Source organism: Oscillospiraceae bacterium, from assembly GCA_015068525.1.
Classification (GTDB): Bacteria; Bacillota; Clostridia; order UMGS1840; family HGM11507; genus SIG450.
Genome location: SVKJ01000004.1, coordinates 77,235 through 103,936 on the forward strand (window position 1 = coordinate 77,235; position 26,702 = coordinate 103,936).

Below are 26,702 nucleotides of genomic sequence, written 5' to 3' on the forward strand. Positions count from 1 at the left end.
ACTATGATTTACGGTATTTTAAAAGATATTAAAGAGGGTGAATTTCGTGTAATTTCAACACCTTCCGAAGTAAAGACGATTGTTGCGGCAGGCCACAAAGTTCTTGCTGAACACGATTGCGGTAAATTGGCAGGATTTCCTGACGAAAAGTATATTGAAGCAGGTGCCGAAATTGTTATGACAAAAGAGGAAATATGGGCAAGATGCGATATGGTCGCAAAAGTAAAAGAATTTACGCCTGTTGAATATCCTCTTATGCGTGAAAATCAGATAATTCTTGGATGTATTCACCCTGCAGGACATCCTGAAGAAGTTGATGCACTTCTTAAGAGTAAATGCATAGCATTCACTGCAGAAGATGCTCATAGATTTGGTTCACCTAACTGCGAAGCAGCAGGTAAACAGGGTGCACTTTTCGGACTTGAGTCAATGCTTACAATTAACGGAGGAAAAGGTAAATATGTAGGTGGATTTGCAGGTGCTCCAAGAATGAACGTTCTTATTTTAGGATGCGGAGTTGTTGGAAAAAGCGCTCTTGAAGTTCTTTTTGCGCTTGGTGCAAACTGTACAGTTATGGATATAAATGTAGGTATTTTAAGAACTCTTCTTAGCCAGTACAAAGGACAGATTAACACAATGCTATGTAATAAGGAAACAATTGCATCGGTTCTTCCTCAGACTGATATGGTGCTAAACTGTGTTAAATGGCCTAAAGAAAGAAAAGACTTTTTAATTGATAAGCAAATGCTTAAACTTATGGAGCCGGGCAGTGTTCTTGTTGATATTTCAAACGATGATCCGGGTGCAATCGAATCAAGCCATGAAACACATCACGATGATCCCCGATATGTTGTTAATGGTGTAGTTCACTACTGTGTGTCAAATATTCCAGGTGCAGTTGCGAATACTACATCAGTTGCGTATGCTTCAGAAATGCTTCCGATGATTATGAGCATTTTAAATGACGGTGTTGAAAAATGCTGTATTAAAGACGGATTTTACAGAAGAAGTCTTACAACATATAAAGGTTACCTTACACACGAAGAAACAAGTGCTATGCAAAATAAACCTTGGATAAAACCTGAAGATATTTTAGGTATAGCAGATAAAAAACTTGATTTTGCACCACCTGCTACCGTTACACGTTCGGAAAATTTTTATAAAGAAGTTTATCTGGGATAGATTTAAAAAACTTAAAATCAACTTATGAAATGGGATGGCTCTTTAAACACTTTTAATGTTTAAAGAGCCATCCTATTTTAAAAATTATTCACTCCACACAATATCTCCAATTTCATACTCGCCCGGTTTAGCAAATCCGTTATAAATTTTGCTACCATCTGATGAAACAAAAAAATCACCGATATATGACATATGATCATTATTAACAAGCCAGGATACTCGTACTATATAATACTCTCTATTTCCTTTTTTTACTGCATCTGAAACACCATAAGAAAACAAGTTTCCGGTTTTCTCATCTTTTTTTCCTAAAACGTTATAGCACAGTTCTTCTGCTTTTTTGGTTGTTATCCCGCTAACACTGTCTATCGGTATCTGAACAAAGTCTGTTTGCTCAATAATTTCAGATTCCTTTTTAGATTCATCGTTTATAATTTCTTCATTTTTTAAAAACCGGGTAAAACAAATACACCCTGCTATAACCAAAACTAAGATACCGACTATAAAAATTCTTTTTTTATTCATTTAAGTCTCCTTTTACTTCCCGCCGAAATATATAATTATTATATAAAGACTGTATAAACTAGATGCCAATGTTTTTTTGTGGTACATCATAATCAAGTCTAGGTTTAAAAATTATAGACAGATTTAAGCCTATAAAACTCGATAATAAGGACAAATATCTTCAAAACACCCATCTTTCATACGAAATCCTTTTGGGATTGTTCCTAATTGAGTGAATCCGAGACGCTCATATAAATGTCTCGCGTGTTTATTTGTCGCAACAACTGCATTGAATTGTAAAATAGAAAAACCGCGTTTTCGTCCCTGCTCAATACAATCTAACACTAATTTTTCACCTATATGTAATCCTCTGCTTTGCGATCTAACTGCATAGCTTGCATTACAAATATGACCGCATCTGCCAATATTGTTTGGATGCAAAATATAAAGTCCGTATATTATCTCCGTTTCGACATCTACCGCAACGCCTGTATAAGTTTGCGCTGCAAAAAAACTTGCTCCGCTTTCAAAGTTCAGGAATTCTTCTTGCGGAAATGCATTACCTTCCTCAACAATTTCATTCCAAATTTGTATCATTTCAATTAGATCTGTTTCTTCGTATTTACGCATTAATATTTTCATTTTTTTGCCTCACAAATTATTATTTATCATTTCGACTTTTTTTGACAATCTTACTAAAATCAGTGTACGATTTAGATGCCAAACTTTCTGGCGATATACTCGCTCTCGCCCGTGCGATATATTTTCACTCTGTTCAAATACGATATAATCTCATTACATTCGATTGCGATATGATATAAGAACCTCACAAAATATTACGAAATCAAAGATTCCTATATTTTGGAGAACCTTGTTACTTCGTAATAAATTCCTTTATCTCGTCCCGAAGGGACATATCGCATTACGAAGCAATATATCGCACCGCAAGGTATATCGCGAATTCGGTCAGGAATTTATATCGCTGATTTCATCTTCGATGAGATCATTATAATATAAACTTTTAAAAAAATCAACTCTCTAAATCGTTGACAATCCCTTTGAAATGTGGTATTCTAAAAGATATTAAAAAAGTTTGGAAGTGTTAAAAAATGGATTATAAAGAACTTTCGGAATTACTATTTCCTGACATTACTCTTACGATGGAAGATTATGAGAAAAAATATCCTGAAAGGAATTTAAAGGAAGGTGCAAAAGTTACAAGAATTGCGCCGAGTCCTACAGGATTTATGCATCTTGGAAATTTATTCGGAGCAATTACGGATGAAAGACTTGCTCACCTGTCCGACGGAGTATTTTATTTAAGAATAGAAGATACTGACCTTAAAAGACAAGTTGAGGGCGGTGTTGAAACTATAATAAAAGTATTTGACCAGTTCGGTCTTAAATTTGATGAAGGTGTTACCTTAGACGGAGAAAAAGGCGATTACGGACCTTACCGTCAAAGGCAAAGAGAAAAAATCTATAAAACTTATGCAAAGCATCTTGTAAAAGAAGGTCTTGCTTACCCTTGTTTTTGTACCGAAGAAGAACTTTCTGATATGAGAAGTAAGCAGGAAGCAAATAAGGAGAATTTTGGATATTACGGGAAATATGCTAAGTACAGAGATTTCCCGATAGATGAAGCTGCAAAAAAAATAAAAGACGGTGTTCCTTACGTTTTAAGATTTAAATCTTTTGGCAATCCTGAAAACAAAATTAAGCATACCGACCTTATAAAAGGGCTTATCGAAATGCCTGAAAACGACCAGGATATTGTTTTACTTAAATCTGACGGAATTCCTACCTACCATTTTGCTCATGTTATTGACGACCATCTTATGAGGACAAGCGTTGTCGTAAGAGGCGAAGAATGGCTTGCAACACTTCCTATTCACATACAGTTATTTGACACGTTAGGATTCAAAAAACCTAAATACGCTCACACTGCACAGCTTATGAAGATGGACGGAGAAAGCAAAAGAAAACTTTCAAAGAGAAAGGACCCTGAACTTGCCCTTTCCTACTATAGCGAAGTCGGTTATCCTGTTCCATCGGTTATTGAATATCTTTTAACACTTCTTAACTCCAATTTTGAAGAATGGAGAATTGCAAACCCTAAGGAAGATTACAATAAGTTTAATTTTACAACTAAGAAAATGAGTGTTTCAGGCTCACTTTTTGATATTGACAAATTAAGAGATGTAAGTAAAAATGTTGTAGCAGTTATGAACGCTAAAGAAGTTTATGATTATGTAACAAAATGGGCAAAAGAATATGATAAAGAATTTTTTGAACTTTTAAATCGTGACGCAAAATACGCTACTGATATATTTGCAATCGGAAGAGGTGGTAAAAAACCTCGTAAAGATATTGCTGTCTGGAGCGAAGTTAAAGATTATATGGGATTTTTCTATGATGAATTATTTGATGAAAAATACGATTATCCTGAAAATCTTAACAAAGAAGATATATTGTCAATACTTAATTGCTACGTATCCTCTTATCAGGAAAGAGAAGATATGAACGATTGGTTTAATGATATTTGTGAAGTTGGTGCAAAATTCGGTTTTGCAAAAACCACAAAAGATTACAAAGAAAACCCTGATTTATATAAAGGCAATCCTGGAGATGTAAGTCAGGTTATAAGAGTTGCAATTACAGGCAGACAAAACTCTCCTGACCTTTATACTGTGATGAATATATTAGGAAAAGACAGAGTTATTAAAAGACTTGAAAAAGCAATTAAGGGGGTAAAATAATGGTTGAAATAAATTCCAACTTTATTCACGATATAATTGACGAAGATTTAATTAAAAATCCCGAACTTAAAATTCATACCCGTTTCCCTCCCGAACCGAACGGTTATCTTCATATAGGAAGTGCTAAAGCAATCTATATAAATTATATGACTGCAAAAAAATATGATGGTCTTTTCAATTTAAGATATGATGATACCAATCCTGCAAAAGAAGATGACGAATATGTTAATTCAATAAGAGAGGACCTTGAATGGTTAGGAGCAAATCCTGATGGCGGAATTTTTTACGGAAGCGACTATTTTGATAAGTGCTATGAATATGCAGTTAAACTTATCAAAGATGGAAAAGCCTATGTATGTAATCTGTCTGCTGATGAAATGAGAGAATACAGAGGGACTTTAACCGAGCCAGGTAAAAACAGTCCATACAGGGACAGAAGTGTCGAAGAAAACCTTGAACTTTTTGAAAAAATGAAAAACGGAGAATTCAAAGAAGGAGAATGTACATTAAGAGCAAAAATTGATATGGCATCTCCTAATATGAATATGCGCGACCCTGCTATCTACAGAATTACCTATAAAAGTCATCACAGGCAGGGCAATAAATGGTGTATATATCCTTTATATGATTATGCACATCCTATTCAGGATGCATTAGAAGGTATTACCCATTCTTTATGCTCTTTGGAATTTGAAAATCACAGACCTTTATATGACTGGGTTGTTGAAAATATTGGTTTTTCAAACAAACCTCATCAGTACGAATTTGCAAGACTTAATGTTTCAAATACTGTTATGAGCAAACGTTATTTAAGAGAACTTGTCTTTGAAAATTATGTTGACGGATGGGACGATCCTCGTATGCCTACTCTTTGCGGTTTAAGAAGAAGAGGTTACACACCATCTGCAATATTTGAATTTGTTAAAAGAGCAGGTATATCAAAAGCATACAGTTTAGTTGATATAAGGCTTTTAGAACATTGTATAAGAGAAGAACTCAATATAAGTGCTCAAAGAAGAATTGCGGTGCTTGATCCATTAAAAGTTACTATAACAAACTATGAAAACGGTAAAGTTGAATACTTTGACGTTTCAAACAATCCTAATGACGAAAACGCAGGAACAAGAAAAGTTGCTTTTACAAATACTGTATATGTTGAAAAAAGTGATTTTATGGAAGAGCCTGTAGCAAAATTCCATAGATTAAAGCCAGGCGGCGAAGTTCGTCTTATGGGCGCTTACGTTATTAAAGTAAATGAAGTGGTAAAAGACGAAAACGGAGAAGTCATAGAACTTAAATGTACTGCTGATTTAGAAACAGGAGGCAAAAATCCTGCTGACGGAAGAAAAATTAAAGGAACAATCCATTGGGTAAGTAAAGATTTTGCAGTTAAATCGGAAATAAGATTATATGATAATCTATTTACAAAAGAAAACTTAAATGAGTTGGACGAAGGTGACAGTTATCTTAACTATCTTAACCCTGAATCTTTAACCGTTTTAAAAGACTGCTTGCTTGAAAAATCTACTGAAGATGCAAAACCGGGCGAAAGATTCCAGTTTGTAAGAAACGGTTATTTCGTAAAAGATACAAAAGATGAAAATGTATTTATAAGAATTGTAAGTTTAAAAGACAGTTTCAAAGTATAGTTTTTAAACAAAAATTATAAAAAATTTGCATAAAATATGCCACTTTTAACTTTTTATTCTTATTTCTTGACATTAAATTACATTTAAAGTAAAATTATATTATAAAATATTAAAGGAGGAATTCTAAATGAATATTCCATTAAAAGTTGATTTAAAAGATAAAATTGCAGTTGTTACAGGCGGTGGCGGTGTGCTTTGTGCAGTAATGGCTAAAGCAATCGCTAAATGCGGTGCAAAAGTTGCAGTTCTTGATTTAAGAGAAGAAGCGGCTCAAAAAGTTGCTGACGAAATTAATGCTGAAGGCGGAGTTGCTATTGGGGTTGCATGTAACGTTTTATCAACAGAAGCATGTCAGGCAGCAAAAGCTGTTGTTAATGAAAAATTAGGCAGCGTTGATATTTTAATAAACGGTGCAGGTGGTAACCACCCAAGAGGTAACACAACAAACGAATATTTCTCTAAAGAAGATGTTATGAATCCTGATGTTATTTCTTTCTATGATTTAAGCCCTGATAACATTCAGTTCGTATTTAATCTTAACTTTGTTGGTACTTTAATTCCTACTCAGGTTTTCTCTCCTGATATGGTTGATAAAGATGATGCGTCAATTATAAATATTTCTTCAATGAGTGCATATTCTCCTCTTACTAAAGTTTCTGCATACAGTGCTGCTAAAGCGGCTATCTCAAACTTTACACAGTGGCTTGCAACTCATTTCTCTACAACAAATATAAGAGTAAACGCTCTTGCTCCTGGTTTCTTTGTAACTGCTCAGAATAAAGACTTACTTAAAAACCCTGACGGCACATGGACAGACAGAAGTCATAAGATTTTAGCAGGAACACCTATGAAGAGAATGGGCGAACCTGAAGAATTACTTGGTGGTTTATTATTCTTACTTTGCAAAGAAGCTTCAGGCTTTATCAACGGTATTATTCTACCAATTGACGGTGGGTTTAATGCATACTGTGGAGTATAAAACCAAAGAAGATGTAAAAACAACGTGCAAAATAACTAATAAATCAAGAATTTCAAAAGGCAGAAACAAAATTGTTTCTGCCTTTTATATATTTCTATTTTTTTAGGTTGTTGAATAATTATTTGATTAACTGTAAAAGTCTTACTGCGTCTTTAACATTGATTTTTTCATCTTTGACAAGATCGCAACTTGATTTATCATCAATAATTATTTCTCCGAAAAAGACTTTTAAGATTATAATAGCATCATCTTTATTTATAACACCATTATTATCCAAATCGCCAACCAAAACTTCACTTGCAGTAAACTGACCTGCAGAATACGCTGTAACGCCAGTTCCTCCGACACGGATTTCATAAGTCCCCTTTGCATCTTCGGGAAGTTCAAAGCTTATAGATTGCATACCGTCAATATATTCAGGTTGCCCTACATAAACAATGTTTGAGTCGTGCGGAGTTTTAAGTTCATCAGTAACTTTAAAAACGAGCACTGTCAAATCATCACCATTTGTAAATCCATTTGATGAAAATTTAACATCTACTGTTTTGTTTATTTCTGAAATTGTGTCATCTGAAATTTCTATTGTGTTGGCAGCAAATCCGTTAAAAGACAATAAGGAAAGTAAAAGTGAAAAGATAATAACTTTATATATATTCTTCATTCTCCTGCCCCCCTATTTAGCCGTTGTAACCATAAAGGTATCGCTGTATATCACAAAATCTTCATATTCGACACGAACTTTTGCATAGTAGTTTGTTCCCGCTTTCAAGCCTTTTCCATAGAAGAGTATACCAAATCGGTTATCTGATGTAAATTTCTCAGCTTTGGCATAGTAAACTCCTGATGTATCCTTATCCATATTTTCATTTTGTGTTTCAGAAATCATAATACCTGCTTCGATATATTTTGAATTAGCAGGAAGAAGTTTTGAAAACACAACAACATAAGGAGATGTAAGTGTAACAATATTACCGTTTAAATTTACAGTTTCAGGATTACTTGCCGTAGGATTTTCTGATGGAACGAACATAGAATCCGAAATACCGGAAAGTTTATCAGGATTTTTTGCAAGTTCGTTTCCCTTTACAGTCGTAGAAGCATCAATAAAATCTATACTGTAATTTTTTTCCCCGCTTGCAACATAACTTTTATCGTTACCTGTATGAATCCATCTGAAATTAAGTGCGGTAATACCATCAGGGATCTCATCTTTTACTTTAAAATAAACTTTATACATTGTCTGCCCAGCCAAGATTTCAGCCTTTGTGGCAGTAGCAAAAGCACCCCTGAAAAGACCGTCAGTATTAAGTTCTTCGTAAGAAACATCCTTAGAAATATCCGAACTTGAAAGTCCGCACACAGGTACAGTTGTCGCATATTCTAACAAATTACTGTTATAAGTAAATTTAATAACTGTATCGGTTAGTGATGTGACTTTGTTACTGTTTATAATTTCAACAATAAGTTTGTCTCCTGCCTTAAATCCTTCAGTCTGGCTATCTTCATTTTTAATTGTCATTGTCCAATTGGTATCATAAGTATCTGCCGAAACTGTCAAAAATGATAAACAGTTAATAAATACCGATATAACAAGTACAATATACCAAAACTTTTTCATATCATATCCTCATTTTATTTTGCAATTCTTTTATATGCATCATTATAAATCTTAGTTAAGTCTTCTGAACCTTGTGATTTTGCTTTATTTACCCATTCATCCCATGATGCATTACCAAGAATATACTTAACAGCAAATTCTTTTCCTGATTTTTGTAAAGTTGCAAGATATTCATTTTTCTTTTCAGTTTCATCTTCGGTAAATGCAAGTTCAGGATCTAAAGGATCAACATGTTTTTCATCTTTCATATATTCCTGTGCTTCTTTAAGCTGTGGTTTGAAGTTAAAATAGCAACTTCTTCTGTCAAATGATAAGTACATACCTTCGGTAAACATTCCGTATTTTTCAATCAACTCAGTCATTGAAGGAGTTTCTTCAAAACCAATATATTTTGCCATTCCGTCTTCGCCTATAGTATAAGTTTCGCCTTCTAATCCTAATGTCATAAGTTCTTTACCTGCCGGTGAAAGACAGAAGTCAAGAAGTTTAAATGCAACTTCTTCTCTTTTTGGATCCTGCTTTTTAACATATCTTGCCCAGCAAACCTGATTTGCTTCTGCATAAGTCTGGTTAGGTCCTACAGGATTTGCAAATCTTAAATCATAAGAAGGAACAGTTTCTAAAGTTTGTTCTTTAAACATTGTCATTCTGTCAATCCAGTCAAATGTTACAAATGCTTTATCAGCCTGTGTCATCTTCTGAGTCCATGCAGACTGAGTTGCTGTTAAAAATTCAGGGTCTATTAAACCTTCATTATATAACTTTTTCATAAAGTCAAGCATTTCTTTATATTTTGGATCTGTATCTGTATATTTCCATACCTTTTCATCTTCATCAAAGTATGTTTCATGCGCTTTAATTCCCCAACCTGGTGCCCATTTTGAAAATATCTGGTCGGTAACTTTTGAAACATAAGGAGTTGAAGATGGATAAAGTTCCTTTAATTTTTTAAGCACCTGATAGAATTCTTCAGGAGAATTCCACATTTTTATTCCATGCTTATCAAAGATATCTTTACGATACATAAATGTATGATTAACATCACGGTTATAATCATATCCATAATATCCGTATAATTTCCCATCAGGAGCAGCAAATGCATCGAAAATCCAGTTGTTATCTTTATTATCAACAAATGTTTTCTTAAAGTTTGGAAGTTTATCAACGTAATCTTCCACAGGTGCAAAAGCTCCCTGCATTGCAAGGTCAATTGCCTGTTCGTCGGTTGGAATAGAACCAATAATATCTGGAATATTTCCACCTGCGATTAATGCCTGAAGTTTTTCATTAACTGTTGATGCCTGCATAATATTAAGCTGAACGTCAACACCTGTTACACCTCTTAATTTTTGCATAAACCAACTATCACCAATATCAGTTTCACTTGATACAACCTGCCAAGTCAATGTCATTGGTTCTTTGGTAAGAGGCAATTTAAGCCCGCCTGTATCCCCTACTTTGATATCAGGGTCATACACTTCATTTGCTGTAGTACCGTTTGTGCATCCTGCAAGTAAACCTACTGCCATAATTAATGCCATTAGTAAACATAATGTTTTTTTCATTTTTTTATCCTCCTTTTTTAAACAAGTGCAGTTGATTTTATTTCAGCATATTTTGCTACTCCACCACACTGATATGCTTTTCCGTGCATATCATCAATAAACTCATATTCCAGTTCTTCAATTTTTGAAATATCGTCTTTTACAAAACTTTCAATCGTTCTTTTGGCATATAAAAGCCTTGATTTTACAGCACCAAACCTTGAGTCAAGTTCTTCCCAGCCAAAAACTTTATTTGTAGAAAGCCATAGTTTTTCAGCCAAAGTATGTATAGACTCATATTTTTCAAAAATTTCCGGAATATCTTTACTTGCAATAATACTTAATTTATTAAGATCGCATTTATCGTAAGCATCTCTTATCATTGTTATAATTCTTGTTTTATCTAAGATTATTTCAAAAGCAAGCCTTGCATAATCAAAGTACATTTCCCACTTTGTGCCGATTCCTGATTCTCTAATTAACTCATATCCTTTAAGATTATGCTCTTTGATTTCTTTAAAATCATAAGTATTGGCAAAGTTATATAATACATCAGTATAAAATAATTTTTTACCCATATAATTTGGCCAGATATACTCATTTTTTTCAATCTTTTCAATAAAAGGATAATGAAATTCTGATAAAGCATAAAAATCTTTTAAAGAAACTTTAGTAACAAACTTACTCATATCTTCAATATCTTTATCAGTGCAATTTGTACCCTTAAAGCATTTTTCGGAAAATACGGTAAGAGATGGAACGGCAAAGAACATATTTGTTTCAGTTCCGTCATCGCCATAGGTTGCTGCCCATACTTCTTTTATATTATTTTCAAGCATTACTGAAAGTGCAGGTTCCATTGTACGATATGTGTGATAAGGATTTGGAAGAATTCCGCACCAGGTCCATATTCCTCCATAAAAAATTATATTCTTTTTAAGTTCTTTGTGAAGGGTAAGTAACTTTTCATAATCTTTCCTGTCTTTATGATAATAATCCCAGTATAAAATATCAGCACCAGGAATTTCCCGTACTACATCTTCATTTATTTTGGTATTAAAATCATAATAACTCTCTCCAAAATGTGCAAGATATAAGTCGCCGCATATCATTGGCTTATAATCATATTTTTTGCAGATACTATATACTTTTTTAAGATGTTCTGTTATAATTTCAAAACGCTCACGATAAGGATTATTAATAAGATAATTACCGCATCCGACACCTGAGGCTTCATCACATCCGATATTTATTCTTCTGCTTCTTAAAGCACTACTTATCGTTCTTAAAGAATCTTCTATAAACTTATAAGTTTTTTCCTCTCCGCATAAAAGAACTTTTGAATTTTCTTTAATAGCGTCCGCCTCTCTCCATCTTAAATACTGTTCGAGATGCCCTAAAGTCTGGATTGACGGTACAATTTCAACACCCATCATAAAGCCGTAATCATCTATCTCTTTAAGTTCCTCTAAGGTGTACCTTCCTCGCCTGTATCCAAAATATTCATATCCTGGAAGTTCAAAGGTATCCTCCATATAAAGCATCATTGAATCAAAACCTAAAGATGCTAAAATATCGATATACTCTTTAACCTTTTCAATCTTCATTATCGCATTTCTTGAAACGTCAAGGGAAAATCCTAAATTTTTAAAATGTTTGGTTTCTGAAATTTCAAATGTTTTTCTTCCCTCATTTATATTTTTAATAAAGAGGGTAAGAGCACGGGCAGTATTAGATTTAATCTTACCACAAATTAATGCTTTTTTTCCGTCAAAAGAGATATACACATCTTCTCTTTCTAAAAGTTCAAATAAAACATCACTTTCAAAATCATATAACTTAAAAATTTTACCCTTTATATTCTGAAACTCTTCTTTTAGTATCATTCAACCAACCTCGCAATAGTCATTCTAATCTGTAAAATTAATTCTCATAAGGAGCCGTTATCGGTGCCATATTTTCATCCCAGATAAACAGTTTATATTCAGTATCCGATGTGTTTGCAAACTGACTTTCAAAAATTGCAAAACTACCCGGATTAACTTTATATGTTTCAAACTTTGATTGTTTTAAAATCTGACTTTGCTTATAATACTCTGCAACAAACACGTTAAGTGTTACGGTGTTATCATAATAATTGGAAAGCCTTGTAGTAACAACACCACTATCATCAGAAGCCGAAACACTGTTAATTACAATTGCATCCTCTGGAGGATTTGAGTTAACTGACCTCATAACAGGTTTTAAATAGGATTTAGCATCAAGATAAATCTTGTATTCACCCTTTAAAAGAGGACTAATTCGATAAGTTTTTGTAAAACTTTTTACGTCTTTTGAAACTTGATCAAGTAAAACTACTTTTCCTTCAGGAGATAAAATTCTTATCGATACCTCTTCACCTGTTTTAAGCGTTCCTGAAATTTTAACAGTCTGTTTCAGATAATCAAGTTCTGCACTAAAATCCGAAACATATTTAGATGTATTATTAAGTTCCTTCTTCTTTGCGTTTATATTCTTTATAGCATCAATTATATCTTTTCTGTCAGAGTCTTCAGTGAGTAATTTAGCGGAATCACAAAGAAGTTTTAATTCCCCTAAAGCTGTTGATGATTCGTAATCATTATAATCAATACTGTCTAAAATTGCTTTAAGCCTTGCAAACTGATTTATTTCCATTTTGTAGAAATTACCCTGCTTAGCATACCAAATATCCCCATTTGAATCTAAAGACATAATAGCAACATTTCTTGTCAACCTTTTGTATGTCATAGTTTCGGGATTTATAACTGAAAGATGAGCTCCTGCTGTTGTATATAAAAGACCGTCATCGCCCCATTTTAAATACACAGGCCTCATAAAAGCACCCTGATCGGCATCTGCAACTGATACATATTTTTTAACTTCAAAAGTTTCAGGGTCAAGAGCAAATACCAACCCCTGATTTGATGATGCGCCCCATAAAAGCCCATCAGGTCCGAATGACAGTTCTCCTATTGCTTTTGAATTTGTCCCGATTATCGGCAAATCAGGGGTAAATGGTTGGGTTACCAAAGTTCCGGTATCGGTATCAAATACTGCAATTTTTCCCTGAGTTTCTATAGGATCAATACCTAGTCCTCCTGTTACCGAACTGCTAAGGTATACAAGATTACCTTTAACGGCGATACCTGTAATTGACTGATTTTGTATAATATCTTTGTAAGTAACAGCTGAAGGTGTTTCGGTTTCATTCTCAGAGTATATTGTAAGTGATCCGCCAAGTATATTGTACGCAGGAATTGTTCCTATATAAAGTTTATTATCATATTCCTTTATAACAAAAGGTCTGTCCTGAGATTCTTTAATATCATATACCATACGGGGATTAGCATTAACTCCCTGTGAGTTACCATCATCAGATTTGTATAGCGAATAATTCCATTCTTTTTCGGGATCATACTTCCAAAGTTGAGCACCTGTGTAAACTCCGAAATAGGTTTTACCATTTAAAAAGCCTACGCCTTCATTTTGGTCCCAATATTGAAGTTTATATATAAATTCTTCCTTTTCAATATCATAGGCTGCCATTGCAGTCTGATATCCTCCCATATAAATTATATTATCGGGTGAAATCTCTAAAGATTGAATTTTAGGACCTCTGACTTCAAAATTTTCCAATTTGTGCATAACAACTTTATTCGTTTTGGGATTAAAGTATCCTATTTTATTCATCTTATTGGTTCGAAATCCCAATACTTTTTCCCCTGTCGGCAGCGTTGCCCACTGAGTAAATTCCACCTCTTCGTGTTCATCCAAATCACTAATATTACACATCCACTTTGATTTTTTATTTTCTGCATCTATTTTGCGTATTTCTTTTCCGGATACAATAGTATAAAACAAATTTTCATCATAAGGAGATGGGTCTGAAGGAATTGATCCTGCAAGCAAATCAACACTACTATAATTATTTTTGTCTATAATATAGCATCCAGAACCTGTCTGGGCAATAATATAATTGGAATTTACCTTTACATTATATACAATTGAACCGCCAAAATCATAAATAACGCTTTTCTCTCCTGTTGTTCTGTTAATGCGGTAAAGTTTTGTATTGCCTTTTCCAATACCTGTTCCCGCATAGATATAATTTTCATCAGCGTCAATCCCCTTAATATAATGACTGTTTTTATCAAGAGGACCATAAGTTTTAACAGTATTGGTTTTTATATCATACTCGTAAGCACAGGCGCCTGTTTTATAGTAACTTCCAAGTAAAATCTTTCCGTCGTGGGTTACATTACCGCCATCCTGTGAGTGAATGCTTACACCCGGATATACCTCCTTATACTCCCCTGTCAAAGGGTCATACACATCGAAAGTATTCGCTTCATAATGGTGATTATATACCTTTCCGTCAGATGCAGTTTTAACAAGATGGGACATTACATACTTTCCCGTTATAGACTCTTTATCTACAATCTCACCCGTAAGCAAATTACAAACATAGAACATTCCACCCTGAACAGAAAAGCACATAAGAGGGTTGCCATCCTTATCATAGCAGATTGCTCCGCCCGTTACCGCAGCAGAGAATACTCCTCGTCCGTAATCGATTTCATCACTGTAGGCAGGAAAATCCGTTTCCGTGGAGGCGGCAAGTGCCTCCATCGGAAAATACAGATTGCTTACCAAAAGTGCAAATATTAAAATTTTACTTAATAATTTCAACTTTATTTTCATTTTCATTCCATTTAACCTCATAGCCTGACTGTTCAGCAATTAAGCGAACAGGAATATATATTCTGCCACTCATTACAACAGGCGTTACATCAAATTCAACTACTTTATCGTTTATTGTATAGATGTTTTTGTTAACGGTCATAGAAATTTCGCGTCCGTCTTTTTTTGCTTTTATTATCCCTGATTTTACATTCCATTCTACTTCATAACCTAACATTTCCAAAAATGCTTTGTATGGTGCCATTGTTCTGTCTTTATAAAGCTTTATTACACCTGTATCTTCATTAAATGTAATATTTTGTCCGTAAAAAATTATATTAGTATCATTTTCTAAAGGTTTAACGGCTTTTTTATCTCTCAATGCTTTAATAGTATTGATTGTTTTTATAATAGTTTTGTTATCTGTATCTTCGCCTAATACTTTGGCATTATTAATTTCATCCTGAAGTTTTAACCATTCTTCTTTAGTATAATCTTCTTCTTTTAAACGCTCTGTTTCCTTAATAAAGTGCGTCAATCTGTCATATTGATTTATCGGAATTTTAAAAAGTTCTCCCTGAGCATCATGAGCGTACCATATATCGTCATTTTGTCCAAGAGACATAACATTGCACTTTTCGGCAAGAATTTTATACTCCATAGTTTCAGGATTTACTACCGTAATATTCCATCCTGCTGTGGTATATAAAAATCCATTATCGCCCCATCTTAAATAGATAGGTCGTGCCAGAGCACCTCTGTCAAATCCGGGACTCAACTTAACATATTTAACACATTCAAATGTTTCGGGATTTAGTGCAAAAATATATCCGTCTCTTTCAATTGCTGCCCATAAAAGTCCATCAGGACCAATTGATATTTCCCCTATTGTTTTTGCAGTTTTCCCTACTTCGGGAAAATCGGGAGTAACAGTTTTTACTACCTCTTTTTTATCTATATCGAAAACAACAATCTGGCAAGGTGTATCAGGATTTTCAGTTCCAAGTCCGTTTCTTGCGGTTGAACTTATATATGCTAAATTATCCTTAAAAGTAATACCTGTTATCGAATGGTCTTTTATTATATTTCTGTAAACATCTGCTTTAGGAGGGTTTATACCATCTTCCTCTTCAATGATTACAAATGCACCACCCGATTCAGCATAGTTAGACATTGTACCGACATACAATTTATCCCTGTAACTCTTTACAACAAAAGGTCTGTCCTGCCCATCCTCAATATCATATATCATAGAAGGGTTTACATCATAACCTCTGTACTTAGTATCGTAGTTATAACTAAGATAATTGTCATCCATAGGTTTTTCAGGATCATAACGGTACATTACCGCGTCAACATAAGTTCCAAAATATGTTTTACCGTTTAAAAATCCCGTTCCCTCATTCTGATGCCATTTAGGAAGTGATGCGATAAATTCATTTGTGTTGGTATTATATATTCCCATTGATGTCTGATATCCACCACAATATAAAAGCCCGTCTTCCCCTACTTCGATGCATTGAACATAAGGTCCTGCATCTGCAATTTTATCTAAATCAAAAGAAGTAACAGTTCCTGCCTGTGGGTCAAAATATCCAACCTTTTCCATAGGATCGGTTCTCATTGCTAAAACCCATCTGCCGTCTTTAAGTTTTGCCCATTGAAGAGCGGTGGTAAGTTCCGAGTTGCAAATTTTTCTTTCTTCCAATGTTTCAGTGTTACATTCCCAAATTTCTTTAGCTTTATAATGATAGAAAATTTTATCATTATAAGGAGAAACTTGCAAATCACCCGTTCTTGAATGAGATGTTTTAATTTCTCCTGTTTTTTCTAAAGTTACAGGATCTACAAAATGGAATACACTGTTAGTATTCGCTATAATTTTATCATTTATATAGTAAGCAGTATAAACAATTCCGCCACCCGGATTTTCTAAAAATACAGTTTGTTCCCCTGTTTCTTTATCAATCCTGAACATTTTTGCATTTTCCGCACCAACTCCTGTACCTGCATATATGTACTTATCATCAGTGGCAACACCTTTTACATAATGGCATTTTTTATCAAGTGGTCCATACTTTCTTTCTTCGCCTGTATAGGTGTTATACATATATACACTTGCACCTTCTTTGTTATATTCCCCCATATATATTACGCCGTCGTCGGTCATACAACCTCCGTCCTGAACGTATGGATCAAGTTCTTTCATATCAAATGCTTCAAAAGTTTCAGCTATAGGGTCATATACGTTAAACTGAAAACCGGGATAGAAATAAACATAAACTTTATTATCAGGTCCGCATCTTATATAATCCGCTCTTACATACGAACCTATAATATCATACTGTGCTCTTACCTTTCCTGTTTCAAGTTCAACTACAAAAAAATATGCTCCCTGAGTAGAAAAACAAAGTAAAGGATTGTTATCCTTGTCGTAACAAACCGCTCCATGATGAACCTGCGCAGACCAGCTTGCTCTTCCTAAAGGTTCTTCATCATAAAAGCGTGGAAACTGCCCTCCCTCAGCCATTACGTCTGAGGAAAAGCAGGTAAATATTATACTAAACGATGTTAATAAAACTAAGAGTTTATTTTTTATCGACGTAAACTTTATTTTCTTCTTCATTCCATTTTACCTCATATCCTAATTTTTCTGAAATTAATCTTACGGGTATATACTGTCTTCCTGAAAGAAGGATTGGACAAATATCAGACTCTACTTTTTCTCCGTTAAAGATATAATCATTTTTATGAACAATCATAGAAATTTCGCTTCCGTCTTTGGTTGCTGTAATTTTAGATGCGTGAACATTCCAGGTTACTTTATATCCTAACATTTCAAGGTATGCTCTATATGGAACATAGGTTGTTCCGTTATAAAGTTTAATTGTTCCTGTTGTATCATAATCGTAATCCAGTTTTTCACCATTAAAGATTATATCAATATCGTTTGTTGGTTTAACATAAGGTTTTTTATCTCTTAACCCTTTGATTATACGGATTGTATCCTGGATATCCTTCCAGTCAGTTTCTTTAGTATATTTTTTGGCTTTTTCAATTTCTTTCTGAAGTTCTGCCCATTCATTCGCAGTATAATCTTCTTTATTTAAATAAGTATCTAAAATATTTAAAAATCCCTGCAATCTGTCATACTGATTAATATATCGGTTAAATACGTAAGCACCTTTTGAATACCAAAGATTACCATTATGGTCTAATGTCATAAGTGAACAATTAGGGGTAATTTTTTTATACTCCATCGTAAACGGATTAACAACAGAAACATCCCATCCACAAGTAGTATATAATAATCCGTCATCTCCCCAGCGTAAATATGCCTGTCTTGCCTGAGGGACTTTTTCAAATCCGGTATTCAGAGAAACATATCTTACTACTTCAAAAGTTTCAGGGTCCATAGCAAATATTAAGCCATCTCTGTCAGCAACAGCACCATATAACAACCCGTCGGGACCGAATGAAATATCACCTATGGTTTTGGCATTTGTTCCTACTACAGGTAAATCAGGTGTTACAGTATTAACAACCTCTTTTTTATTTTCATCAAAAACAATTATCTGCGGACTAAGATCAGGATATTCAAATTCACCTTTACCATTACGGGCAGTTGAACTTACATATACAAGATTATCTTTAACTGCAATACCTGTAATAGATTGACCATTTATAATATTATTATATACTTCTGCTTTAGGAGGATTAATTCCGTCTTCCTCCTCCATTATAACAAGTGCACCGCCCGATATGTTATAGCCTGACATTGTACCTATATACAGTTTGTCGTTATAACCTTCAACTACGAAAGGTCTGTCCTGCCCATATTCAATATCAAATGTCATTGACGGATTGGCATCATAGCCTTGATAAATATTATTGTAATTGTAACTAAGATAGTCTTCCGTTAAAGGTTTTTCAGGATCATAACGATACATTACTGCATCAACATAAACACCAAAATATACTTTTCCGTTTAAAAATCCCGTACCCTCGTTCTGATGCCATTTAGGCATTGAGAATATAAATTCGCCTGAATTTATATTATAGGCACCCATAGATGTCTGATATCCGCCCCTGTATAAAATTCCTTCAGGAGAAATATCAAACCCCTGACCATTTGGTCCTGCATCGGCAATTCTGTCTAAATTAAGAACTGTTACTTCATTGGTTTTCGGATTAAAATATCCAATTTTTTCCATAGCGTCACTTCTTAAGGATAAAACCCAGTCACCATTTGAAAGTTCTGCCCATGCAAGAGTTTCAGTTAATGGACATGCTACAACCTTATTATGCTCTCTGGTTTCAGTATTATAACACCATAAGGCACCTTCACGATAATGATAGAAAACTCTTCCGTCATAGGGAGAAGGGAAAATTTCCCCCTGTCTTGAATGACTTGAAGGAATGGATATTTCTTTTTCCAGAGTTTTTGGATCAACAATATGTAATCTTCCGTTTGTATTGGCAACTATCTTACCATTTATCATATAGGCGGTATAAATAATACCTCCGCCTGTATCTTCTAAAAATATAGTTTGCTCTCCTGTTTCCTTATCAATACGAAACATTTTTGTATTTTCCGCGCCTGTACCTGTACCAGCATAAATATACTTATCATCATAAGTTACGCCTTTGACGTAGGTACATTTAACATCTGAAATAGGATAGTACTTATACTCATTTGTTTTTATATTATATTCAAATACTCTTGCACCTTCGTCCCTGTATTCTCCTAAATAAACTATATCGTCTTCCGTAATGACTCCACCATCCTGTGAATGATAACCTGAGCCATCATTTAAAACAGTATAAGTATTTGCAATAGGATCATATACATTAAAAACATTTCCGGGATAAAAATGAACATATACTTTACCATCGGATGCAGTTGAAACAAGATGTGCCATAATGTAAGTTCCAATAGTATTAAAACATTCCCTAACATGTCCTGTCATAAGGTCTATAACCCAGAAAAATCCGCCCTGAGTTGTAAAACACATAAGAGGATTTCCCTCTCTGTCATAACATATAGTTCCGTTATGAGTTTCAGCTGACCAGTTTGCTCTTCCGATATTTACCTGAGGCATAAATTCAGGGAATCCGTCTGCATCAAATGCGAGAACCGATACAGATGAAAAACAAATAATAACTGCTAAAAATATGCTTAAAAACTTTTTCATATTAGCATTCCCCCTTATTTAATGATAACAAGGTCGTAATCATATTCTTTGGTTTCATAAAATACTGCTTTAGTATAATTTATATTATCTCTTACGAAATCAGTTATATCGGTTTTTTCGCCGACTGATACCTTTTGTGTAGCTGAATCTACAATATAGATATAAGTAGGAATTCTGTGAAGTTCTTTTGCTACAGGTGTAGGATTTCCGTCTGCATCAGGTGCAGGTGAAGGATCTTTCGTAATAGTAAATAGATTTCCTTTCAGTTCATAAATAACTCCATAGGTTACTCTGTGAATTGTTCCTCTGTTACCTTCTGCAACCTGAACTGTTTCATCAAGACCATCTGTATCTGCGTCAAAGTCATATCTTAATTTTGGTGCCTGAGTAAGTTCGTTATCTGAATTTATACTTAAGATAACAACGTCACCTTTTGAAATTCCGTTAAGATATGATGATTCAGGAACTAAGCAATTTCTTTCCTTTCCGTCATGGAAATAACTTAATTTTTTAATTGCCTTTTCTTCCTTTTCATCCCATATATCTGTAATATCGGATACTACATAAGCATGGTCATAAGAATCAAAGCTACCGCCTGATGTCGATTCAGTAACCAAAATATCTGCGCCCAAAGTATTGCTCGATGTTTTGTATGCCGATATCGTATATTTAGCTTCACCTCTGAAAATAGATGAAGGAGCTTTCACATCAAATTCAGTTGCATCTGCAAATGCTATATTCTCATTTGGGATAGTAAATACCCTGCATCCTCCGTTAAGATATACGGACTCCCCGAAAGCTATATCAATACTGTCGTATTCCATCTCTTCGTTTATTGTAACTATCATAAGGGTATTATCAGGGTTTTCCACTCCAACATTATAAAATGGTGTATCAATTTTTATAATATCTCCGTCAGAATTAAGTTTATATGAAATAAGCTGAGGTTTAGCCTTTCCTTTTGTGTCAATTAAAGTTCCGGGATCGTTAGGATCTTCCTCTTTACTCCAGTTAAAGAGTTGCTTATTTTCCATAAGAGTTTTTGAACTTACGCCTGCTACACCGTCAATTGTAACTTTTTTAGCAGTTTTAAGTTCAACTAACTGCTTACCTTCGGTAAACATTTTAATATTTACATAATCATAACTTTCGCCTTCATCCCACATACCGATAAAGTACGCATATCCTGCACTTCTTGTTGTGATTTCACTATAGTGTGCAATTCTGCCGTAAGCATCTGCAAAAAATTCGCCTGTTATACCAGGTTTTAAGAATGAATTTGAACTAACAAATACAGGGTCTGCCTTAATAAGTTCCCCACCGATATTAAGCCTTGTAACTCTGCCATCAGAATAGATTTCAGTAAGTGAACCTATAGTTGACGCAGTTCCTACAGTTATAAGCATATATGATTTATCTTTTGATTCCTGTATAGAAAGAACGTTATTTTCTGAAATTACTTCAAAAGCAACATTCTTACCCGCAGCATCTTTAATATCATAAGCAGCATAATCTTCAAGTTTTATGCTTGGAACATTATTTTTAAATCTTAACACATATCCGTCATTTGATTTTGTATCTAAAACCCCGTTAATGTAGCTGTTAATAAATGCTACATCATATTTATTATCATTATTGTTATCAATTAAAGTTATATTACCGTTTGCAATATTTTCAAAAAGTTTCTTTGAAAATGGTTCAAATTTTCCGTTATAGATTATATCTGCACTTGACGAAAGTGAAACTGTAAGTTCCTTTGAGTCTTTTTCGTAAGTTATCTTTTCACTTAAATATCTTACAAACGTGTCAATATCAATAACAAGTGCATTATTCTTATCTGTTACACCTGCAAAAAGAATCGTTTCATCTTCAACATTATAATATGCTTCAACACTGTAACCAAGATACTGATTTAAAGAAGTACCGTTAGTATTAAGACAAATATTTCCTATTACAACTGCATCTTCATCAGTTCCTTTTTTAGAAGTAAGAGAAGTAACTTCATTTGATTTTACGATATCTCTTACGCTTGCAATGTTGTGATAAACTTTTAAAATTGTGTTTCCGCTTGTTGCTTCTTTAATATAATTATTGTTACTTACACCAACTGTTTCATAAACTTCGGCATTCATAAAGTTATAAAGAATACGAATTATATCTTTGCTCTTTAAACTTCCTGACTGAGAAATTCCTTTAAGAAGTCCAGCCTTATCAGCCATAGTTACATAACCTAATTCATATCCTGAATAATATTCTGCAAATTCCTTATATCCTAATGCACGAACTAATGCTGCAGAAACCATAGGAACAGTAATTTCCTGATCTTTACCAAATTCCTCTGCTCCTACGCCCTTCATAACACCCATCTGGTTAAGTGCTTCTAAAGTTCCTGACATAAAGTGACGTCTTGCAATATCTTTATAAATTCCTGTTGTTTCTAAAACAGGAGAAACATTTAAAATTTCAGCAATAATTCCTGCAAATCGAAGTCTTGTCATAGGCTCATCAGGTTTATATTCGCCAATATTTCCTTCGTTATAAAAGCCTAACGCATTTATAACATTAAAGTAAAAATTATCGTCATAATTTATAACGCCTGCAACCTGTGGTGTGGGTTTACCTATATTTTTATAAAATGCGGGAACGAAAGTTTCAGGGCTGTAATCTGATGGTGCCTGATAAACTTTTAAGTAATGATAATATAAATTTGCTCCGCCATGAACGTGGTTATAAAAGTTAAGAGGAAGCGAGCCTTCTTCACAGAATTTATCTCCTGCATCCAAACCACCCATATCATAAGTTCCTATAAAAACATTATCAATGTATATATCCCTCATAGGATTTTCATTGTCATAAACCACAGTAATCGTGAGTCCGTTGTCTATGTCATGTTTAGCAATGGTTTCCTTATCTGTATATGCATATGCCTTAATTCCTTCTTTGGCAACGTACACAGTCGGAATACCACTTGTCGGGTGGAATCCTATTGAGTTTGAACCACCGTAAAGATAACCGCTCATTTTATATTCAACAACAACTTTGTTTTCATCCGGTACAGTTACAGTTGTACCAAAGTTGATTGTTTCGTAACCTTCTGAATTATGGTCAACAGAGTAAACATACTCACCATTTATAAGTGAACGTTTAACACCAAGACTGATTACATCATCTTGTCCTGATTTATATCCACTCACGAAATCTTCGTAAAAATAAACTTTTAAATCTTCCGTTTCTGCAAGTGCAGGTATAACTGTTATCATAGACAGAATAACAGATACTGCAATAAGCATTGAAAGTATTCTTTTCATATCTTTTTCTCCTTCCTTGTTTGCCTTTGGCAACAAAATGCAGAATGCATTTTTAAATTCGAAGTGCGAATTTCCAATTTCGGTGCCGAAAAAGTGACAGACCCAAAATGTTCACAAAAGCAAACATTTTAATAAGGGTCAGTCCCTTTTTTGGCACAATTTGTTTTCCTTCATTTCGCATTTCGCACTTGTTAATCAACAATATTTAAAATATTGTTGATTAACACTGCCGCTTCTGCTCTTGTCATTACTCTCTTAGGCTCATAGTTTCCGTTACCTGTGCCTGAGATTATTCCTTTATTTTTTAAGGTATATACTGCTTCTTTGGCATAATCTGCTATACTTGAGTCATCTGAGAATGTTTCGCCTGTGATGTTTGTTTCAAGTTTTAATGCTCTTACAATCATAACTGCCATATCTTCTCTTGTTACACCCTGACCTAAGCCAAAAGTATTTTCATTCATACCTTTTATTATGCCTGCTGTAACTGCTTTATTTATATATAGTGCATACCATTCACTTTGATTAACATCAGTAAATGTTGAAGTTGTGCTTTCGGCACTGTAAAGAGTATCAATCATTTTTACAAATTCTTCTCTTTTAACATCTCCCGAAGGATTATAAGCTGATTTAGATACGCCGTTTACTATTCCTTTATCATAAAGGTTATTTATAGCATCTTTTGCCCAGTCAAATCCTGACAGGTCGGTAAATCCAAATGTTGGAACAATCGGTTCTTCGGTTGGTTCAGGGTCAACTGCAATTTCAGTTTTTTCCATAGGAGAAGGAATGACTGCAGTGCCTCCTCCGCCTCCGCCAAAACTTACGCTTGGGGTTTGTGTGTTAGGAGGAAGAATAACAGTATTACTTTCAACCGTTTTTCTTGTTGTTACCGCTGCATCAAAAGCAGATTTCAAAAGTCCGTAATTTGCAAAAGATTTTTTAGATAATGCTTCTATTACAGGTTTTGTTTCATTAAGTGTATTGTAAACCGATAGGTCAATTCCTGTTATAGAAGTTGTGTTCTCAATTATTGTCTGAGTTTGTGTATAATTTTCTTCTTTTTCTATACCTTTTAATATTACGTTCTTATTAAATGCTTTTTCAAACTCATTCATTGTAAGAGGCTTATTTGCTTTTAAATCAGCATATACTGCATTTACTGCCTCATCAGAAATTGTTTCTTTATATAATGTTGTTACTTCACTTGGAGCAAGTTTATTAATTATATTAATAACATCTGCGTCAGTTTTTGTAAGTACAAGTTCAAGGGCAGTATTATATGCTTCTATAAACTCTTCAAAACTTGCAAATTCTTTTGTATCCTTTTCTTCTCTTTGTGCTTCTATTGATTCTGCAACCATAGCCTTTTCGTTAACTTCGCCTGCACTTCCTGTGCCGTCTTTTAGAGTATCATAAATGGAAGTATCAAGGTTTATTGCATCTTTATAGTTTGAAATAAAGGTATCAACTTCTTCTTTTTCAATATCTTTTATTATGTCTTTACCTTCGTCCATATACGCTTTGCCATAATATGTAAATGTTTTATAACCAAAGTTGTTACTGTTTTTAAAGTAGATATATGCTTCATAATCGTCTTTAACATCTGCGATTTTATATGACATACCACTTTCAGTAAGATTTATTGAGTCAAGTGCAACAACTGTTGCCATTGGATTTGATAAGTCTATATCGGATAGTGTTTTACCTTTTTTAAGAACGATAAGAGTTGCAGGTCTTGCCATTTCATTTGTAAAGGTGTCAACTTTTGTTGTGATAACCTGTGTATCCCCGTTAACTACTGTTCCTATATTAAATGTATCTCTTATGATTTTAATCTGAGAGTCAAATGCCCCGCCAGTAACAGCATTTGATTCAGTATATACCGATACATTAGACACAGTTTCGGGTGAAGTCTTGCTCTTTAGCATAAATAGTTTTAAAGTAAGCCCTGAAGTACCTGAAAGTGTAATATCTTCTTCAATCGGTAATGTTGGATCAGAAACAGGAATTAACTGTAAGTTTTTAAGTTCATTATTTTGGTCATATAAACCTGCTGCTATAACAGGAGTTAAATTTTGCTCACTTTCATTTATAAAGTTTGTTTTAACTTTATATGTTCCGTCAGTTAAACTTGTTACCTCATCTGCTCCGTTATATAATTTTAAGTTTTCAGCATAAACTTTATATGGTTTTGTTTCAAATGTTAAATCTTTTTGGTCTATTGTTAGATAGCCACCAACTGCGGTTGCTTTACCGGCAGTAATATTTGAAACTGTCACGGAATATTCAGCTCCAGGCAGTAAAGTTTCGTCTAAAGTAAGTATAACCTGTCTTGGATCTTTTATAGACTTCTCCACCTTAGTTATATTACCTGAATTAACCGCAAAATTGTTTTTAATAACAGTATCTATATTTGGAATCATATTAAATGTCAGGACTATTTCATTCCCTGAAGCGGAAGAAATTTCATAATCTAATTTTTCAGGATATGCATATACCATAAAATCATCAAGTTCTGTAACAAATGATGAACCATATGTCATAAATGTAAACTGATATTTTCCGCTTGTCGAATAAATATAATCTCCTGTTACTTTAGCAGAAATGTCTGCTGTTTTCTTGAGTTCACCATTTATATATATATCACGCTTTTTACTGCTAATATCATTATCATATACACAAGTTACAGTTACCCATTCATTTGCAGAGAATGAACCAACCTTATCTTCTTCTGCTGTTGTATCCTGATCTGTGTAGATATTTCCATCCCATCTTCCGAAAACAGTTGTCAAACCATATCCTTCTCTGTTTCCCCAACGGTTTTTTGTAGGTTTATCTGTTTTAACACGATATGAAACATAAAGTTTAGGTTTATCCGTCAATGTTTTCCATGGTGTTATAAAATATGCATATTGGCTTGCACCTGTCATTTTAAGAGTATTATCATCGGTTAATGCATACCCACTCATCAATGATGTTCCGTCATTAATCTGGGTTGTACTATTATAAAGAGTACCGCCAAAATACGCTGTAGATAAAGTATCCGAAGAAAAATCCTCATACCAGATATAATCTATGAATGGCTTTTCCTCAGTTTTGGCATAAGTCGGTATTGCAAAAGTTATGGTTGACAAAACAACCGTAAGCATAAGCAATATACTTAAACTTCTTTTAAATTTCATAAAATTCATCCTTTCTTATGAGTTAAGTGGTATTTATTTTATTGTCTATATAAGACATAAGTAAGTCAACAGGAATTT

At 33.9% G+C, this 26,702-nt stretch carries 15 protein-coding genes; 4 read left to right on the top strand and 11 right to left on the bottom strand.

Annotated elements, in window-relative coordinates:
* Positions 1-3 precede the first annotated feature (3 nt).
* Complete coding sequence (locus E7419_02395; GenBank protein ID MBE7014040.1) at positions 4-1,182, top strand: alanine dehydrogenase; 1,179 nt, start codon at positions 4-6, stop codon at positions 1,180-1,182.
* 84 nt (positions 1,183-1,266) lie between these two features.
* On the opposite strand, the gene E7419_02400 is transcribed toward E7419_02395, so the two are convergent.
* Both E7419_02400 and E7419_02405 read right to left on the bottom strand, forming a co-directional pair.
* Positions 1,267-1,707, bottom strand: a complete 441-nt coding sequence (locus E7419_02400; protein MBE7014041.1) for a hypothetical protein — start codon at positions 1,705-1,707, stop codon at positions 1,267-1,269.
* Positions 1,708-1,836: 129 nt separating this feature from the next.
* A complete protein-coding gene (locus tag E7419_02405; GenBank protein MBE7014042.1) occupies positions 1,837-2,328 on the bottom strand; it encodes a GNAT family N-acetyltransferase in 492 nt (163 codons plus the stop codon).
* A gap of 467 nt (positions 2,329-2,795) precedes the next feature.
* Between E7419_02405 and E7419_02410 the strand changes: the two genes are divergently transcribed.
* From E7419_02410 to E7419_02420, 3 genes are all read left to right on the top strand, one after another.
* A complete protein-coding gene (locus E7419_02410) occupies positions 2,796-4,445 on the top strand; it encodes a glutamate--tRNA ligase (protein ID MBE7014043.1) in 1,650 nt (549 codons plus the stop codon).
* On the top strand, positions 4,445-6,094 hold the full coding sequence (locus tag E7419_02415; GenBank protein MBE7014044.1) for a glutamine--tRNA ligase/YqeY domain fusion protein: 1,650 nt from the start codon (positions 4,445-4,447) through the stop codon (positions 6,092-6,094). The genes E7419_02410 and E7419_02415 overlap by 1 nt, the downstream gene beginning before the upstream one ends.
* A gap of 127 nt (positions 6,095-6,221) precedes the next feature.
* Entirely contained in the window at positions 6,222-7,073 is an 852-nt protein-coding gene (locus E7419_02420; GenBank protein MBE7014045.1) for an SDR family NAD(P)-dependent oxidoreductase, read from the top strand.
* Between the two features lie 118 nt (positions 7,074-7,191).
* Here E7419_02420 and E7419_02425 read toward each other — a convergent pair whose 3' ends face one another.
* From E7419_02425 to E7419_02465, 9 genes are all read right to left on the bottom strand, one after another.
* A complete protein-coding gene (locus E7419_02425; protein MBE7014046.1) occupies positions 7,192-7,734 on the bottom strand; it encodes a hypothetical protein in 543 nt (180 codons plus the stop codon).
* Positions 7,735-7,746: 12 nt separating this feature from the next.
* Complete coding sequence (locus E7419_02430; GenBank protein ID MBE7014047.1) at positions 7,747-8,691, bottom strand: hypothetical protein; 945 nt, start codon at positions 8,689-8,691, stop codon at positions 7,747-7,749.
* A gap of 14 nt (positions 8,692-8,705) precedes the next feature.
* Positions 8,706-10,256 carry an extracellular solute-binding protein gene (locus E7419_02435; GenBank protein MBE7014048.1) on the bottom strand — a complete coding sequence of 517 codons (1,551 nt, stop codon included), beginning with the start codon at positions 10,254-10,256 and terminating at the stop codon, positions 8,706-8,708.
* 17 nt (positions 10,257-10,273) lie between these two features.
* A complete protein-coding gene (locus E7419_02440; GenBank protein ID MBE7014049.1) occupies positions 10,274-12,121 on the bottom strand; it encodes a beta-N-acetylhexosaminidase in 1,848 nt (615 codons plus the stop codon).
* 37 nt (positions 12,122-12,158) lie between these two features.
* Positions 12,159-14,963, bottom strand: a complete 2,805-nt coding sequence (locus tag E7419_02445; protein ID MBE7014050.1) for a hypothetical protein — start codon at positions 14,961-14,963, stop codon at positions 12,159-12,161.
* Positions 14,929-17,562, bottom strand: a complete 2,634-nt coding sequence (locus tag E7419_02450) for a copper amine oxidase N-terminal domain-containing protein (protein MBE7014051.1) — start codon at positions 17,560-17,562, stop codon at positions 14,929-14,931. Before E7419_02450 ends, E7419_02445 begins: the two co-directional genes overlap by 35 nt.
* A complete protein-coding gene (locus tag E7419_02455; GenBank protein MBE7014052.1) occupies positions 17,525-20,131 on the bottom strand; it encodes a hypothetical protein in 2,607 nt (868 codons plus the stop codon). The genes E7419_02450 and E7419_02455 overlap by 38 nt, the downstream gene beginning before the upstream one ends.
* A gap of 14 nt (positions 20,132-20,145) precedes the next feature.
* A complete protein-coding gene (locus E7419_02460) occupies positions 20,146-23,439 on the bottom strand; it encodes a hypothetical protein (GenBank protein ID MBE7014053.1) in 3,294 nt (1,097 codons plus the stop codon).
* Positions 23,440-23,630: 191 nt separating this feature from the next.
* Entirely contained in the window at positions 23,631-26,633 is a 3,003-nt protein-coding gene (locus E7419_02465; protein ID MBE7014054.1) for a hypothetical protein, read from the bottom strand.
* Between the last annotated feature and the right edge of the window lie 69 nt (positions 26,634-26,702).